This is a genomic window from Mesorhizobium sp. WSM4830, from assembly GCF_055811495.1.
This window is the reverse complement of sequence record NZ_JBVVQI010000005.1, coordinates 1-15,754: the sequence shown is the minus strand read 5'-3', so window position 1 is coordinate 15,754 and position 15,754 is coordinate 1. Positions and strand designations below refer to the sequence as shown.

Annotated in this window: 12 protein-coding genes; 5 read left to right on the top strand and 7 right to left on the bottom strand. The window is 61.4% G+C overall.

What is annotated here, in order from left to right; all coding sequences use genetic code 11:
* Positions 1-173: 173 nt before the first annotated feature.
* Entirely contained in the window at positions 174-1,592 is a 1,419-nt protein-coding gene (locus AC0L2Y_RS08665; protein ID WP_473555376.1) for a DEAD/DEAH box helicase, read from the bottom strand.
* Between the two features lie 386 nt (positions 1,593-1,978).
* Between AC0L2Y_RS08665 and AC0L2Y_RS08660 the strand changes: the two genes are divergently transcribed.
* Positions 1,979-3,511 carry an acyl-CoA carboxylase subunit beta gene (locus AC0L2Y_RS08660; protein WP_473555374.1) on the top strand — a complete coding sequence of 511 codons (1,533 nt, stop codon included), beginning with the start codon at positions 1,979-1,981 and terminating at the stop codon, positions 3,509-3,511.
* Between the two features lie 7 nt (positions 3,512-3,518).
* Positions 3,519-4,589: a M48 family metallopeptidase gene (locus tag AC0L2Y_RS08655; protein WP_473555373.1), complete on the top strand. Its 1,071-nt coding sequence runs from the start codon at positions 3,519-3,521 to the stop codon at positions 4,587-4,589.
* 44 nt (positions 4,590-4,633) lie between these two features.
* Here AC0L2Y_RS08655 and AC0L2Y_RS08650 read toward each other — a convergent pair whose 3' ends face one another.
* Both AC0L2Y_RS08650 and AC0L2Y_RS08645 read right to left on the bottom strand, forming a co-directional pair.
* On the bottom strand, positions 4,634-6,637 hold the full coding sequence (locus AC0L2Y_RS08650; RefSeq protein ID WP_473555371.1) for a hypothetical protein: 2,004 nt from the start codon (positions 6,635-6,637) through the stop codon (positions 4,634-4,636).
* Positions 6,634-8,163 (bottom strand): NAD(P)H-hydrate dehydratase, encoded by a 1,530-nt coding sequence (locus tag AC0L2Y_RS08645; protein ID WP_473555368.1) that lies wholly within the window; start codon positions 8,161-8,163, stop codon positions 6,634-6,636. The genes AC0L2Y_RS08650 and AC0L2Y_RS08645 overlap by 4 nt, the downstream gene beginning before the upstream one ends.
* Positions 8,164-8,512: 349 nt before the next feature.
* On the opposite strand from AC0L2Y_RS08645, the gene AC0L2Y_RS08640 reads away from it, so the two are divergent.
* Together AC0L2Y_RS08640 and glnA are read left to right on the top strand one after the other, a co-directional pair.
* Positions 8,513-8,851, top strand: coding sequence for a P-II family nitrogen regulator (locus tag AC0L2Y_RS08640; protein WP_019857988.1), 339 nt, complete (start codon positions 8,513-8,515; stop codon positions 8,849-8,851).
* A 53-nt stretch (positions 8,852-8,904) separates the two neighbouring features.
* Positions 8,905-10,314 carry a type I glutamate--ammonia ligase gene (glnA, locus tag AC0L2Y_RS08635; RefSeq protein ID WP_254817166.1) on the top strand — a complete coding sequence of 470 codons (1,410 nt, stop codon included), beginning with the start codon at positions 8,905-8,907 and terminating at the stop codon, positions 10,312-10,314.
* Between the two features lie 121 nt (positions 10,315-10,435).
* Here the strand turns inward: glnA and AC0L2Y_RS08630 are convergent, their stop codons facing one another.
* Positions 10,436-11,476, bottom strand: coding sequence for a glutamine synthetase beta-grasp domain-containing protein (locus tag AC0L2Y_RS08630; protein WP_254817165.1), 1,041 nt, complete (start codon positions 11,474-11,476; stop codon positions 10,436-10,438).
* Between the two features lie 319 nt (positions 11,477-11,795).
* Here AC0L2Y_RS08630 and AC0L2Y_RS08625 point away from each other — a divergent pair, with 319 nt between their 5' ends.
* A complete protein-coding gene (locus AC0L2Y_RS08625) occupies positions 11,796-11,990 on the top strand; it encodes a DUF2735 domain-containing protein (protein ID WP_352451032.1) in 195 nt (64 codons plus the stop codon).
* A gap of 85 nt (positions 11,991-12,075) precedes the next feature.
* Here AC0L2Y_RS08625 and AC0L2Y_RS08620 read toward each other — a convergent pair whose 3' ends face one another.
* The 3 genes from AC0L2Y_RS08620 to AC0L2Y_RS08610 all read right to left on the bottom strand — a co-directional run.
* Complete coding sequence (locus tag AC0L2Y_RS08620) at positions 12,076-13,965, bottom strand: MFS transporter (RefSeq protein WP_473555365.1); 1,890 nt, start codon at positions 13,963-13,965, stop codon at positions 12,076-12,078.
* Positions 13,966-14,152: 187 nt separating this feature from the next.
* On the bottom strand, positions 14,153-14,944 hold the full coding sequence (locus AC0L2Y_RS08615) for an ATP12 family chaperone protein (RefSeq protein ID WP_473555362.1): 792 nt from the start codon (positions 14,942-14,944) through the stop codon (positions 14,153-14,155).
* Positions 14,945-14,946: 2 nt separating this feature from the next.
* Positions 14,947-15,754 (bottom strand): DMT family transporter (locus AC0L2Y_RS08610; protein WP_473555360.1); only part of this gene is annotated, 808 nt, incomplete at its 5' end.

Genomic DNA, 15,754 nt, shown 5'->3' with positions numbered 1-15,754 from the left:
CGGTTTCGCAATCTACCTCGGTTTTCCTGGGGCGGGTTTTTTTATTTGTTTCCGTGGGGGTGGTTATTTTAACAAACGCCCAAAAACAAAACGGGCTACCTATGTTTCGTTTGGGGCGCCCTCATCAATCGTGAATGACCAAGCCAGGCTTGGCCGACTGCAACGCGGTCAAATTATGCGGCCCGCGCTGCCGGCCGCTTGCCGCCGAAGCGGCGCTTGTTATTGCCCTTGAAGGGCTTGGCGCCTTCCGGCTTGCGCTCGCCCGCAAAGGCCGGCTTGTCGCCGAACCGCTTCTTGCCGAAGCCGTTGTTTGCGCCGCCGGGCCGCCTGCCGTCGCGGCGGCCATTGTGGTCGTTGCGATCATTGGCCGGTTCGAAGCTGCGCTCGTTCTTCTCGGCGGGATTGCGCTGCGGATCGGGGCTGCCGAGATGGTCGGCAACGATCGGCAGCTTGGTGCGGATGATGCGCTCGACCTGACGCAGCTTGCTGTTTTCAGACGGGTCGCAGAGTGTGACGGCGATGCCGTCCATGCCGTTGCGGCCGGTGCGGCCGATGCGGTGGACATAGCTCTCCGCCTCGTCCGGCAGGTCGAAATTCACCACATGGCTGATGCCGGGCACGTCGATGCCGCGCGCCGCAATGTCGGTCGCCACGAGAATGCGCACCGAACCTTCGCGGAAATCGTTGAGCGCCTTCTGGCGGGCGTTCTGCGATTTGTTGCCGTGGATGACGGCGGCCTTGAAGCCGTCGCGCTCGAGATCCTTTGTTACCCTGTCGGCGCCATGCTTGGTGCGCGAAAAGATGATGACGGACTTCATCGCCTCGTCGGCAAGCATGTTGGCCAGCACCTGGCGCTTCTGCTTGGTGCGGGCAAAGACGACGCCCTGCACGATCTCGGCGGCCGCGGTGCTGTGAGGAGCGACTTCGACGCGAATCGGGTTCTTCAGCAGGCCTTTCGCCAGTTCGGCGATTTCGGTCGGCATGGTTGCCGAGAACAGCACCGTCTGACGGTCCGGCGCTGTCGCCCTGGCTATGCGCTTGACGTCGTTGATGAAGCCCATGTCGAGCATGCGGTCGCCTTCATCCAGCACCAGCCATTTGGTGTCGGCAAGCACGAGGTCGCCTTCACGCACCAGGTCGGTCAACCGGCCGGGGGTTGCGATCAGGATGTCGACGCCGGGCGCAACCTTCTTCACCTGGCTGAAGCGCGAGACGCCGCCAAGTACGAGCGCGGTCGAGACATGCGCGCCCTTGGCAAGCAGCTTGATCATCTCCTCGATCTGCACGGCGAGTTCGCGAGTCGGCGCCAGGATCAGTGCGCGGGCTGTCTTCGGCCGGCGCTTGGTGCCAAGTGCGATGATCTTCGACAGGATCGGCAGCGCGAACGCCGCGGTCTTGCCTGAGCCGGTCTGCGCGATGCCGAAAATGTCGCGGCCTTCGAGCTGCGGCGGGATCGCCTGGGCCTGGATCGGCTTCGGATCGGTAAAGCCAGCGGCATTGGTGGCCTTGAGCAGTGCGCCGGTAATTCCAAGTGCGGCGAAACCGTTCAGTTCCCCAGTGTCCTTACCGGTCAAAGTGTTTTCATTGGTCAAAATATTCTTCTTTCATGCGGCTTCTGGCCGCAAACATCAATGGCGGCAGGGCGCAACCTGCCGTCGAAAATTGTCATGAAACGACAAGGCGGGCGGACGTTATCGTCCACACGGCTGCGCTGTCGTGCCCGCAGGCATCATGCCACGGGGCTTTTTCGCCACCTTGCCGATATGTCGGGAAGAGGGAAAACAGACGCAACCAGTCTCATTCGTCGAGAAGGCCAGATTATCCCGGCCCAAGCGCCTATGCCGCCGCATATGGCCCAGTTCGCATCGAAATGCAAGGGCCCTATGCTGCAGCGCAGCAAAAGCCATGAGGAAGCGCCGCTTGCGCTCTCCCCCAGGCATGATTACCACAATCAAGCTTTCCGTTTCGGGGACCGGTCATGAAGGACGTGCTGAAGGAACTCGAGCGCCGCCGCGAGATCGCCCGCATGGGCGGCGGCCAGGCCCGCATCGACGCGCAGCACAAGAAGGGCAAGCTGACTGCCCGCGAACGCATAGACGTTTTTCTCGACGAGGGCTCGTTCGAGGAGTTCGATATGTTTGTCGAGCACCGCTCGACCGACTTCGGCATGGAGAAGACCAAGATCGCCGGCGATGGCGTCGTAACCGGCTGGGGCACCGTCAATGGCCGGCCAGTGTACCTCTTTGCAAAGGACTTTACCGTGTTCGGCGGCTCGCTGTCCGAGGCCCATGCCGAAAAGGTGGTCAAGGTGCAGAAGATGGCACTGCGCAACCGCGCGCCGATCATCGGCCTTTACGACGCCGGCGGCGCCCGCATCCAGGAAGGCGTGGCGGCGCTGGGCGGCTATGCCGAGATCTTCCAGCGCAATGTTCTGGCCTCGGGGGTCATCCCGCAGATTTCACTGATCATGGGTCCTTGTGCCGGCGGCGACGTCTACTCGCCGGCGATGACCGACTTCATCTTCATGGTTCGCGACACCTCCTACATGTTCGTTACCGGGCCGGATGTGGTGAAGACCGTCACCAACGAGACGGTCACCGCCGAAAGCCTCGGCGGCGCTTTCGTTCACACGACGAAGTCCTCGATCGCCGACGGAGCCTACCACAATGACGTCGAGGCGCTGCTGCAGATGCGTCGGCTGGTCGATCTGCTGCCCGCCTCCAACACGGCGGAAATTCCCGAGATCGAATGCTACCAGTCCGTCACCGATCACGATCTGTCGCTCGACAGGCTGATCCCCGACAATGCCAACAAACCCTACGACATCAAAGAGTTGATCCTTAAAGTTGCCGACGAGGGTGACTTCTTCGAAATCCAGCAGAATTTTGCGAAAAACATCGTCACCGGCTTCGGCCGTGTCGAGGGCCGCACCGTCGGCTTCGTCGCCAACCAGCCGATGGTGCTGGCCGGCGTGCTCGATTCGGATGCCAGCCGCAAGGCGGCGCGTTTCGTGCGCTTCTGCGACTGCTTCTCGATCCCGATCGTCACCTTCGTCGACGTGCCGGGCTTCCTGCCAGGCACCGCGCAGGAATATGGCGGGTTGATCAAACACGGCGCCAAACTTCTGTTCGCCTATGCCGAAGCTACCGTGCCAAAGATCACCGTCATCACCAGAAAGGCCTATGGCGGCGCCTATGACGTTATGGCGTCAAAGCATCTGCGAGGCGACATGAACTATGCCTGGCCGACGGCGCAGATTGCGGTGATGGGCGCCAGGGGCGCTGTCGAGATCATCTATCGCAAGGATATCGGCGACGCGGAGAAAATTGCAGCGCACACAAAAGCTTATGAGGATCGCTTCCTGTCACCCTTCGTTGCTGCCGAGCGCGGCTATGTCGACGAGGTGATCATGCCGCATTCGACCCGCCGCCGTATCGCCCGCGCGCTCAGGATGCTGCGCAACAAGGATATGCAAAACCCGTGGAAGAAGCACGATAATATTCCGCTGTGAGGGGTTGATGTCGCGCCTGGTCCTCTATGTGGGAGCGCGTTTCGGCAGATTTGCCATCCTGCTCTTTGCTCTGCCGCTGTTCTGCCCAATAGTCCTATGGTTCCGGTTCCTCGACCGGCACCCGCTCGCCATGATCGCAGCTGGCGTTGTTGCAATCCCGGCCGCGATGCTGGCCATCGTTCTGTTGATCGGGACATTGTTCGCCGGTTTTCGACCCAGCAAGGTGGACGGGCTTACTCGGGAATCAGCCCCGAAATTGTGGGCTGTCTGGGAGAGTATTGCCGGCAAACACCGCGCCTGCCGGACGACGATCGTGCTGAGCGACGATCTCAACGCCAGCGTCGGTGAAGAGCGGCCGTTTCTGGGCCTGCTTGGTCGCAAGGCAATTCTCACCGTGGGCCTGCCGCTGCTCGCAGCGACCGACCAAAAGGGGTTTGCAGCGATCTTGGCCCATGAGGACGCCCATCTGAAAAATAGAGATACAAATGGCGGGCTCAACCTGGCCGAACTCGAAAAGAGCTTCGATCTAATCTTCGACTTCGCCCCACCGGGGAAAAGCGTTTCAGGCAGCCTGTTCTACTGGATGCTTGGTCCGCTGTCGCGCACGCTGGAGCGCGAAGAAATACGGTTGTCGCGACGGGCGGAAATTGACGCAGATCGCCATGCAGCGATGTCCGGCGACGCACATGAAGCGGCCCGCGCGCTGCTTCTGATTGGCGCTGCCAGTGTATTCTTCGATGACCAAGTGTATATTCCGCTTAAACGTGAACTGCTTGGCACTATGGTACCGCCTCGTCCACCACTCGAAAGAGTTCTGGCGGCCGCCAGTCACCTGTCGAGGCTTCCCATCCTGCAAGAATATGCGCAAAAGGCCTGGAACGCGCCAGATAACGAAAGCGCGGATCATCCGCCCTGGTCCGAACGTTTGACTGCTCTTGGATTTAGCTCGGCTCCAGAGATAGAACCAGTTCTGGTTTCTGCCTTGTCGAGCCTGCTGAGCGATGAGGTCGTCGCCGAACATGTCCGCCATTTCGACGGCGAATGGACATCGAAGATCGCCGACTATCTCGATCGATAGCTATCCACCTGGAACTACAGCGGCTAATGCCCAGTCGGCGCAAGCTATTCCGCTTCCGCCGCGCCGAAGCCGGCCCCACTCGTTGCGCGGACAGCGCCCGACCATGGCGTGGCGTGATTGTCGATGCGCATCTGGAAGATAAAATAAGTCGGCGAGCAGAAGCCGATGCCCTTCACCTTGCCGATACCGGGTGTATCGGGCGGCAGCGACTGGCACATGTAATCCTCGCGGCAGAAATGGTCGGCCGAGCAGGCAGGACGATTGCCGCGGTTGACGGCGCCGCCCAGGCACTGGTCGAAATTATTGGTCGCCACGCAGGTGTCGAATTTCTTGCCGCCGACCAGCCCGCAAATCTCGTTGGGCATCGGCTTGCCCGCCTTGAAGGCCGCAAAGCTGCGATCCCGGTCGTCGCAGCCGCGATAGGCGATACCCGCCGGCACACCGATCTTCGGCGGTCGGCAGGTGTAGGCGGCGCGCGAAATGCCCGGCGCAAACGCCGCGAACTGGCCGGTGATCGTATACCGGTCATTGAAAGGCTGCGCCGGGTTGCTGGCGATCGAGCCGGTCAGGCACGGATGGCCGGAGAACATGCTTTCGCTGTCCTTGGGCAACAGGCATTGCGCCAGCTTGGTGCGCACGCCGGACGCGGTTGCCAGCGGCGTGCAGACGGTGCCGGCGCCGCATTGCCACGTCGCGCCGAAGCGAGCCGCATCCTGTGGCATCAGACACGGCATCGCCATTTCGGCCGGCGAATAGGCAATTTCGTCGGCATCGTTCCATGTCGCTGGTGGCGCGAAGGACAGCGGGCGGAAACGGTTCGGTTCCTTGCCCTCGGCAGTCGCGCGCAGCCAGGCGACGCGGCGCGGGATGTCGGCGTGAAGATGCGGTGAGATACCGACCTCTATGTGGTTGAGTGGCGAGGTGGTCTTGTCGTCGAGGCCGATGAAATGGAAGCCGGCGGTCGAGCCCGCCTGATGGCAACCCTGGCAGGCGCCATTGTCCAGTCGCTCGACCAGCGCCTCCGGCGTGCGCACCAACTTCAGGGCAGCGAAATCGACACCTGCGAAATCCGCGGACTGGAACAGCGGCGTGAACGGGTGGTTGGCCTGCCTTGCACTGCCGAAGGTCGACCAAGAGATGGCCTTCCTTGCCAGGAATTCGTCGGGGATCTGGTAGACGCCGAGATCGACCGCCGCGACATTGGTACGGACATAGTCGGCAAGTCTTGCTTTCAGCGCAGCGTCTTCGGTGAGACGTGCTGTGTCGGGCGTGTTTTCCAGCGGCTTTTCGCTGACGGCCGCTCCGTCGATGCCGAAAATTCGCATGAGATAGGCAGCCTGCCCGCCGAATTCGGTCTCCTGGCCGGAGGGGAAGCGCACCACTTGCGCATTGAGCTCGAGCTGCTTGAAGGTGAGCGCCGTCCTTTCCAGCGGCCCACCGATCAGCCAGCCGGCATCGACATTCTCGTCGAGTTGTGGTGCCCAGCGCCCGGCGACGCCGACACAACCGCCATCGGCATCCGGCGCGGCATTGTAGACGGCACTGAAATTGAACGGCAGGCGCGAGGCCAAAACCTTGCCGTTCTTCTTGAAGCTGTAGGCGAGGCGATAGATGAAGCGCACTTCGCCGCAACTCCCGTCGCTTTTTAGGGCGGCGAAGTCGCGCCGGTCGAGCCGGTTGACCACGCCGACGAGGCGGAAGCGTGCGGCCTCGGTCCTCAGCCAGCGCATGTCCATGACGCGGCCGACATTGCCGTCGGTCACCTCGTAAAGCGGCCGGCCGCCGGCCTTCATCTCGGCCCGCAATGCCGCGACGTCGCTTGCAACCGTTTCGACAATCGCGTGGTAGGCCGGAGCCTTCTCATAAAGCGTCTTCAAATCGCCCTTGCCATCGACGCCGAAAATGCCGGCGAACCCGTAACCATTGCTGTCGAGGGCGGCTAGAACGGCCGGGTCGTCGACAATCGTCAGCGGGGTTTCGGCGTTCGCAGCCTGCGCCATGAATACGGCACTGACGATCGCAACGAACAGCGCGAACAGGCGGCTCATACGGCAGCCATCCCGTGACTTTCAACAAGCTCGCGCAGGACCGGCACCAGCGCCAGCGGCAGGTCCTCGGCGATCAGCCCCGGCCCGAAACGGCTGCCGGCCTCGGCGTGGATCCAGACCGCCGCGCAGGCAGCTTCGAAAGCCGGCATCGCTTGTGCTAGCAACGCGGCAATGATGCCCGACAGCACGTCGCCCGAACCAGCGGTGGCCAGCCAAGGCGCGCCATTGCCGTTGATCGCTGCCCGGCCATTTGGTGCTGCAATCACCGTGTCGGCGCCTTTGTAGACGAGAGTGGCGTTGGCCCGTTCGGCTGCGGCGCGTGCCTTGGCGAGTTTGGACAGGTTCTTGTCCCCGGCGATGTCGGGAAAGAGCCTGGCGAATTCGCCCTCATGCGGCGTCATCACCAGCGCTGGCGCGGCGGGGCTGCGCGCGGCCTCAAACAGTATTTCAGGCTCTTCGCGAAACGAGGTGATGCCGTCGGCATCGAGCACCAGTCCCTCGATTTTGCCGCCCTTCCCATTGTCGCAGCCAAGCACGGCCATGACGAAGTCGCACGTCTTCTCACCAATGCCAAATCCGGGGCCGAGCACGAAGGCGGATGGGCGGCGGCTATCAACGAATTCGTCCACATCGGCGACAGTGTCCAGCCTGCGCAGCATGATCGAGGTCAGATGCGCCGCGTTCACCTGCATGGCGTTCGCCGGTGACAGCAAGGTGACGGCCCCTGCCCCGCTCCTGGCCGCGGCAAGCGCCGACAGCCGCGCAGCACCCGTCGCCGACGGCCCGCCGGAAAAGACGCCGACATGGCCGCGTCTATACTTATGGGCGTCGACGGCCGGAACCGGAAAGCGGCCAAGCCAGAGCGCCGGAATGTTCTCGAACGTTCGTGGTTCAAGCTGCGCAACAACACTGTCGCTTATGCCGATATCAGCGAGCACGATTTTGCCGCACAGCTCGCGCCCCGGTAAAAGAAGATGGCCTGGCTTTTTTCGTGCAAAAGTCACCGTGGTTCGGGCGCGGAAGGCCTGGCCGAGGACATTGCCGCTCTCACCGGAGACGCCCGACGGCAGATCGACCGCGACAACTGGCAAATTCAGTTCCGCCGCAATCTCGATCGCCTTGGCGGCGTCGCCGGACAGCGGCTTGCATAGCCCTGCCCCGTAAAGCGCGTCGACCACGATCGAGCCCGTCTCGGCAACGAAAGCCGACAGCGGCCGAGGCTTAACCTTGCAGTCCGAGGCGGCGAGTGCTGCATCGCTGCCGCCTTTAGGCAATCCGGATGTCCATACCGAGACGTCGACGGCGCTGTCCTGAAGGATGCGGGCCACGACATAGCCGTCGCCGCCATTATTGCCGGGGCCGCAAAGCACGTGGACGCGCGTTGCGTTCGGGTAGCGCCTGAGTACCACGGCAGCAACCGCAGCGCCGGCATTGCGCATCAGGCCGATGCCGTCGAATGGACCAGCGGCAATCGCCAGCCGGTCGGCCTCGGCCATTTCGGACGGAGAAAGAAGTTCGTGGCTCATGCGGGCGATCATCTGCCGAAGCATTGTCCAGTTTTTGGTCCGACGCAAACTACGAAGGTTGTGAAACACACCGGTATGCCCGGAGCGACGAGTCGCAGGTCCACGGCTGCCCATGAAATATCCGATCTGCCTATTTTTTGTGCGGACGACGGGACCGGCGGTGTGTAGGCTCGCGGCGTTCATGGCGCATCCGACGCAGGGAATGACGCGAATGTACATTCCCGCGTAGCATGGTATCCAAATCATGTGAGCCCACCCGGCACCCCATCAACTGGCACAGTTCGTGCTTGATTGAGGCGCAAGCGGGGCTCACAACCCGTCTTTTTTGGCAGTGGAGGCCACTTTTTACATGAAAAAGATCGAAGCGATCATCAAGCCGTTCAAGCTAGACGAAGTGAAGGAAGCGCTTCAGGAGGCCGGCCTGCAAGGTATCACCGTTACCGAGGCCAAAGGGTTTGGCCGCCAGAAGGGCCATACCGAGCTTTATCGCGGCGCCGAATATGTCGTCGACTTCCTGCCGAAGGTGAAAATCGAAGTCGTGCTCGGCGACGATGCGGTCGAAGCCGCGATCGAAGCCATCCGCAAGGCGGCCCAGACCGGCCGTATCGGCGACGGCAAGATCTTCGTCTCGAACATCGAGGAAGTGGTGCGCATCCGCACCGGCGAAACCGGCATGGACGCCGTCTGAGTTTTCCCGTTAAAAGGCCACGTTCAAACGTCATCACATAGGGAAGCAGGGACATGACGACAGCCAAAGACATCATGAAGCAGATCAAGGACAACGACGTGAAGTTCGTTGATCTGCGCTTCACCGATCCGAAGGGCAAACTGCAGCACGTTACGATGGATGTCGTCGAGGTCGAGGAAGACATGTTTGCCGATGGCGTCATGTTCGACGGTTCCTCGATCGCCGGCTGGAAGGCAATCAACGAATCCGACATGGTGCTGATGCCCGACGCGGATACGGTGCATATGGACCCGTTCTTCGCCCAGTCGACCATGGTCATCCTGTGCGACATTCTCGATCCGATCTCGGGAGAATCCTACAACCGCGACCCGCGCGGCACCGCCAAGAAGGCCGAGGCCTACATGAAGGCCGAAGGCATCGGCGACCAGATCTTCGTCGGTCCTGAAGCCGAGTTCTTCGTGTTCGACGACGTCAAGTACAAGGCCGATCCCTACAACACCGGCTTCAGGCTGGATTCCACCGAATTGCCGTCCAATGACGACACCGATTACGAGACCGGCAATCTCGGTCACCGGCCGCGCATCAAGGGCGGCTATTTCCCGGTGCCGCCGATCGATTCGGCACAGGACATGCGCTCGGAAATGCTCACCGTGCTCGCCGAAATGGGCGTGCGCGTTGAAAAGCACCATCACGAAGTGGCCGCCGCCCAGCACGAGCTCGGAATCAAGTTCGACACGCTGGTCCGCAACGCCGACAAGATGCTGATCTACAAATATGTCGTGCACCAGGTCGCCAATGCCTATGGCAAGACGGCCACTTTCATGCCGAAGCCGGTGTTCGGCGACAACGGCTCGGGCATGCATGTCCACCAGTCGATCTGGAAGGAAGGCAAGCCGACCTTCGCCGGCAACGAATATGCCGGCCTGTCCGAGAGCTGCCTGTTCTACATCGGCGGCATCATCAAGCATGCCAAGGCGATCAACGCCTTCACCAACCCGCTGACCAATTCCTACAAGCGCCTGGTGCCGGGCTATGAAGCGCCGGTGCTGCTCGCCTATTCGGCACGCAACCGCTCGGCCTCGTGCCGCATTCCGTTCGGCTCGTCGCCGAAATCCAAGCGCGTTGAGGTCCGCTTCCCCGATCCGGGCGCGAACCCCTATCTTGCCTTCGCCGCTATGCTGATGGCCGGCCTCGACGGCATCAAAAACAAGATCCACCCGGGACAGCCGATGGACAAGGATCTCTACGACCTGCCGCCGAAGGAATTGAAGAAGATCCCGACCGTCTGCGGCTCGCTGCGCGAGGCCCTGCAGAGCCTCGACAAGGACCGCGGCTTCCTGAAGGCCGGCGGCGTCTTCGACGACGACCAGATCGACAGCTACATCGAGCTCAAGATGGCCGAAGTGATGCGCTTCGAAATGACGCCGCATCCGGTCGAATACGACATGTATTACTCGGTGTGATCCGGAACCTCGTAGTCACATAGAAAAAAACCCCGGCAGAGACGCCGGGGTTTTTTATTGCGATGCGATCGGAGAGAAAGTCACGGCGCAGACACCCGAGGTCCACGCCGTGAACGCATTCTCAAGCCGCGGCCGAAACCTCGGCGCTGGTCGGGACGGAGGCGATCGTCTTCAATATCTGCGAAGCGATCTGGTAGGGGTCACCCTGCGAGTTCGGGCGGCGATCCTCGAGATAGCCCTTGTAGCCGTTGTTGATAAAGGAATGCGGCACGCGGATCGAAGCGCCGCGGTCGGCGATGCCGTAGCTGAACCTGTTCCAGGGTGCGGTCTCGTGCTTGCCGGTCAAACGCTTGTCGTTGTCCGGCCCATAGACGGCGATGTGATCCATCAGGTTTTTGTCGAAGGCTGCCATCAGCGCCTCGAAATAGCCCTTGCCGCCGACTTCGCGCATATAGGCGGTCGAGAAGTTGGCATGCATGCCGGAGCCGTTCCAATCGGTGTCACCGAGCGGCTTGCAGTGGTATTCGATGTCGATGCCGTACTTCTCGGTCAGGCGCTGCAACAAATAGCGCGCCATCCACATCTGGTCGGCGGCTTTCTTGGAGCCCTTGCCGAAGATCTGGAATTCCCACTGGCCTTTGGCCACCTCAGCGTTGATGCCTTCATGATTGATGCCGGCGGCAAGGCAAAGGTCGAGATGCTCCTCGACGATCTGTCTGGCGACGGAGCCGACATTGCTGTAGCCGACGCCGGTGTAGTACGGGCCTTGCGGCGCCGGATAGCCACTCTCGGGAAAGCCGAGCGGACGGCCGTCCTTGTAGAAGAAATATTCCTGCTCGAAGCCGAACCAGGCGCCCTCGTCGTCGAGAATGGTGGCGCGCTTGTTGGACGCATGCGGCGTCACGCCGTCCGGCATCATGACCTCGCACATGACGAGCGCGCCATTGGTGCGGGCGGGATCCGGATAGACGGCGACCGGCTTCAAAACGCAGTCGGAGCTGTGGCCCTCGGCCTGCATGGTTGAAGAACCGTCGAAGCCCCACAGCGGAAGCTGGTCGAGCGTCGGAAACTCGGCATAGTCTTTGACCTGCGTCTTTCCGCGAAGGTTGGGAACCGGGGTGTATCCATCGAGCCAAATGTACTCGAGCTTGTATTTCGTCATTCTAGCCTCTCGTTGCTTGATCACCGAACCCTGGATGGCGCCGGGGCGAGCCGGCCTATCCAGCAGCCGACCTGCCGAATTAATAAAATGCAATTCGTGTGCCATTCTGGCTGGCGAACGGTGCGGCAAAAGTGAAGTTGTATCCGCCCAAAATCGCTGGTCCGGAGTCATGCTGCGCTCGGATCATCCACAAGCAAATTTTGCACAAATAATGTGCAAGTACTGATCTTTTCGTAATCATGTTGCCTAATTCGGTTGCTGAACCTATGTTGGGGAAAGGTTGAATCGGCAAGGTTCTGTCGAAGAAAGGAAACCGACAATGGAAATCACTTCCACTCGTCAGTCGGCCAAAATCCTGATGTTCCCGGTGGCAGCGCGCGCGTCTGCCTCAAATTTAAGCGGAAAGGCTAAGTTCGCGGCAGAACTTGCTTCGTTGCGCAACCGCACGGATTTCGGAAGTGCCTGGTATCATGAAGCAGCGATCGAGGAAGCGAACCAGGATAGGAAGAGCTAAGCCTTCCCCTCCCTGCACTCGATAAATTGAAAAAGCCCGGCGCGATCACTCGCGCCGGGCTTTGCTTTGAACCGGGACAGGCCGGCTACTGCTTGGTGTGCAGGTCCGTTCCGAGCGTATCCCTGACAAAGATCATGCCGATGATTAGCGACATCGCCGCGATCACCACCGGATACCAGAGGCCGTAGTAGATATCGCCCTTGTAGGCGCTGAGCGCGAACACCGTCGCCGGCAGCAGCCCGCCGAACCAGCCATTGCCGATGTGATAGGGCAGCGACATGCCGGTGTAGCGGATGCGGGTCGGGAACATCTCGACCAGGATCGCGGCAATCGGCCCGTAGACCATCGTCACGAAGACGACGAGGATGAACAGGATGGCAATCGTCATCGGCCAGTTGACCGCCGCCGGGTCGGCAAACATGGCGAAAGGCCCGCCGCCCGGTATGGTGTAGACGGTGACTTCGGGAGCTCCCGCTGCCTCATCGGCATTCAGCAGCTTGTCCTTGATCGCCTGCTCGGTCGGAACCGTCGCCTTCTCGCCGGCGCGAATGGCCGTTGCATCGAGCTTCAGCTCGGGATTGGCCGCAATGAACGCCTCGAGCTTCTGATCCGGCACCTTGGCCGCTCCCCGCTTTAGCGGATAGCCCCCGTCCCGAAGCGCCATGTTCACTGCCTTGACGAAAACGGCGTCCTTGGCCTTGGCTTGATCGCCGGCTGCAGTCGCATCATACGACTCGACCGTCTCGTTGCCGATTTTGACCGACGCAGCAGTGCCGGGCGCCGCCGTCGACACGATGTCATAAGGCACCGAGTTCTTGGTCAAAAAGGAGGTGGCAATATCGCAGGACGTGGTGAACTTCGCCGTCCCCACCGGGTTGAACTGGAACTTACAGTCTCCCGGTGCTGCGGTCACCGTCGCACGCGTGTTCTGCTGCGCGGTGGCGAGCGCCGGGTTGGCTGCCCAGGTCAGCGCCTTGAACAACGGGAAGGTGCAGACGATCGCCAGTGCAAGGCCGGCCATGATAATCGGCTTGCGACCGATCTTGTCGGAGAGCCAGCCGAACACGACGAAGAAGATAGAGCCAACAGCCAGAGCAATCGCGATCATGATGTTGACCGACTGCGGATCGACCTTGAGCACATTCTGCAAGAAGAACAGCGCGTAGAACTGGCCATTGTACCAAACTACGGCCTGGCCGGCTGTGAGGCCGAGCAGTGCCAGCAGCGCGATCTTTGCGTTCTTCCACTGGCCGAAGGCTTCCGACAGCGGCGCCTTGGAGCCTTTGCCTTCGTCCTTCATGCGCTGGAAGGTCGGCGATTCAGAAAGCGACAGGCGGATCCAGATCGAAATGCCCAGGAGCAGGAAGGAAACGATGAACGGAATGCGCCAGCCCCAGGCGGCGTAGGTTTCCTTGGTCATCGACCCCTGGACGATCAGGATGACGATCAGCGACAGGAACAGGCCGAGCGTTGCCGTCGTCTGTATCCACGACGTGTAGTAGCCTCGGCGATCGTCGGGTGCGTGCTCGGCGACATAGGTCGCGGCACCGCCATACTCGCCGCCGAGCGCCAGACCCTGCAACATGCGCAAGATGATCAGGATCACCGGAGCGGCGATGCCCAAAGTCGCATAGCCAGGCAGCAAGCCGACCAGGAAGGTCGACAGGCCCATGATCGTCATGGTGACAAGGAAGGTGTATTTACGGCCGACAAGGTCGCCGATGCGGCCGAACAGCAATGCGCCGAACGGGCGCACGAGGAAGCCAGCGGCAAACGCCAGCAGCGCGAAGATATTGCGCGTGGCTTCCGGAATGGTTGGACTGAAAAAAGTCGAACCAATGAACACCGCCAGCGAGCCGTAGAGATAAAAATCGTACCATTCGAAAACGGTGCCGAGCGAGGAAGCGAAGATGACCTTCTTCTCCTCGCGCGTCATGCCGCGGCTTGTTTTGCCGGCGGTCGATGCCATTGCCATGAGCGTATCCTCCCGTGTGATTCCGTCAGCCCTCGATGCTGCGCGTCATCGTCCGCGTTTCCTCGCAACGCAGACTCGGTGCAGCCACCGGTGCAAAAAATGACAGAAAGCGCCGTCCAGAGGCAGACCGTCTTTGGGATTATGACTTTGGTCTAATGTGCAGTGCGAAATGGAAACGACGGTGCGGTCAGCCTTTGAGAGCTTCGAGCAGCTTGACCGCCGCCATCATGTCGCGCTTGCGGGCCGCCCGGCGCGCGACGGCCTCGGCATCATGGCCCCATTGCTCGGCCTGCCAGTCCTCGTCGACGTGACCGGCAGCCCAGGCCGCCTCGCCGTCGAGCTCGCCGAAGTCGACGGCCAGCGCCAGCAGCGCCGATCCGGTCAGCGACGTCATGACGTGGATGGCGGCAAGACGCAGCGGATCGGCACGTTGGGCAAGATGCTGGCCAAGCAGCGCGATACTCTCGCGCGGCTGTTCGACATGGATCACGCCTTCGGCGAGATGGAACCGGGCGCCGAGCGCGCTGCGCGCCCAGTCGATGACCGGATCCCAATGCTCGTTCTGCCGGTCGACTAGCCCTTGGGGCGCATCGGCGCGGTAGCAGAGCAGATCGGATGAGGCGAAGCGCAGGATGTCCTCCAGCACCGCCTGGGGATCACTGGCGACGCCATCGATTGCCGTATTGACCAGACGCATCACCGGCATCGTCACCGGGTCGATGGTCTCCTGCTGTGCGGCGAATTCCTCGGCGACGAGAGCAGCCGCTTTTTCGGTCGGCAGCGCCAGCAGCGCCTTGGCCGGCGTGCGGACGGGCTTGCCATCGAGACGGACGGCAAAACCGTCCTCGACCTGTGCTACCGCGACGGTCTTGTAGAAACGCTTCGGCAGCGGCGTCTTCATCTGGATCTGGGCGCGACGCACCGGATCCGGATCAGAGAGCTGCTTTCCAGCTTCGAGGTCGTTCAATATATCGCGCATGCTCATCCGGGGCTTTGTTTTCGGGCCGGCCGGTTGACGATGATGAGTCCGGCGGCGATCAGGGCGAGTGCCAGGAAGATACGAACGGTCAGCGGCTCGTTCAAGAACACGGCGCCGCACAGCACACCAAACACCGGCGACAGGAAGGTGAAGCTCGACAGTCCAGATGCAGGGTAGCGCCGCAGCAGCCAGAACCACAGCACATAGGTGAAGGCGACAACGTAGACGGCCTGGAATAGCAGCGCCAAGGTCGGCAGAACGGTAAAGCTGCGGACCGGCGGCCCGGCAAAAGGCATCACCAAAATGCCGACGACAGCGGCCCCGGCCAGCTGATAGAGCAGCAGCTTTTCGGCGCTGGCCTCCATCAGCTTCGACCGCTTGATGACGATATTGGTCACGGCCCACAGAATGCCGGCGCCGAGACTGAGCAAATCGCCGCTCAATGTTGCGCCGCCATTGGCGCTCAGTTTGTCGGAAAACACCGCGACCAGTCCGGCGAAAGCGAGCAGCAGGCCAATAAGCTTGCGTGCCGTGATGCTTTCGCTAAGCAGGAAATGGCCGCCGACCAGCATCCAGAACGGCATGGTGTTGACCAGCAAGGTGTTGCGCACGACTGTGGTGTGCTCGAGCCCGACATAGAGAAACAGGAACTCGAGACCGAAAAGCGCGCCCGCCACAATGCCGGCGACGAGGGTCTTGTCGGGCGTGAACAGCGCAATGCCGCGCCAGCGGCACCAGCCGAAAACACACAGGCCGCCGATCACCGAGCGGGCGATGGACAGGAAAACAGGGTCGTATCCGGCATACGAG

What these genes read in the sequence shown, in the direction of transcription:
- AC0L2Y_RS08660 (WP_473555374.1), top strand. Translation starts at nt 1,979, where the DNA reads ATGAAGGACGTGCTGAAGGAACTCGAGCGCCGCCGCGAGATCGCCCGC.
- AC0L2Y_RS08655 (WP_473555373.1), top strand. Translation starts at nt 3,519, where the DNA reads ATGTCGCGCCTGGTCCTCTATGTGGGAGCGCGTTTCGGCAGATTTGCC.
- AC0L2Y_RS08650 (WP_473555371.1), bottom strand. Translation starts at nt 6,637, where the DNA reads ATGAGCCGCCTGTTCGCGCTGTTCGTTGCGATCGTCAGTGCCGTATTC.
- AC0L2Y_RS08645 (WP_473555368.1), bottom strand. Translation starts at nt 8,163, where the DNA reads ATGAGCCACGAACTTCTTTCTCCGTCCGAAATGGCCGAGGCCGACCGG.
- AC0L2Y_RS08640 (WP_019857988.1), top strand. Translation starts at nt 8,513, where the DNA reads ATGAAAAAGATCGAAGCGATCATCAAGCCGTTCAAGCTAGACGAAGTG.
- glnA (WP_254817166.1), top strand. Translation starts at nt 8,905, where the DNA reads ATGACGACAGCCAAAGACATCATGAAGCAGATCAAGGACAACGACGTG.
- AC0L2Y_RS08630 (WP_254817165.1), bottom strand. Translation starts at nt 11,476, where the DNA reads ATGACGAAATACAAGCTCGAGTACATTTGGCTCGATGGATACACCCCG.
- AC0L2Y_RS08625 (WP_352451032.1), top strand. Translation starts at nt 11,796, where the DNA reads ATGGAAATCACTTCCACTCGTCAGTCGGCCAAAATCCTGATGTTCCCG.
- AC0L2Y_RS08620 (WP_473555365.1), bottom strand. Translation starts at nt 13,965, where the DNA reads ATGGCAATGGCATCGACCGCCGGCAAAACAAGCCGCGGCATGACGCGC.
- AC0L2Y_RS08615 (WP_473555362.1), bottom strand. Translation starts at nt 14,944, where the DNA reads ATGCGCGATATATTGAACGACCTCGAAGCTGGAAAGCAGCTCTCTGAT.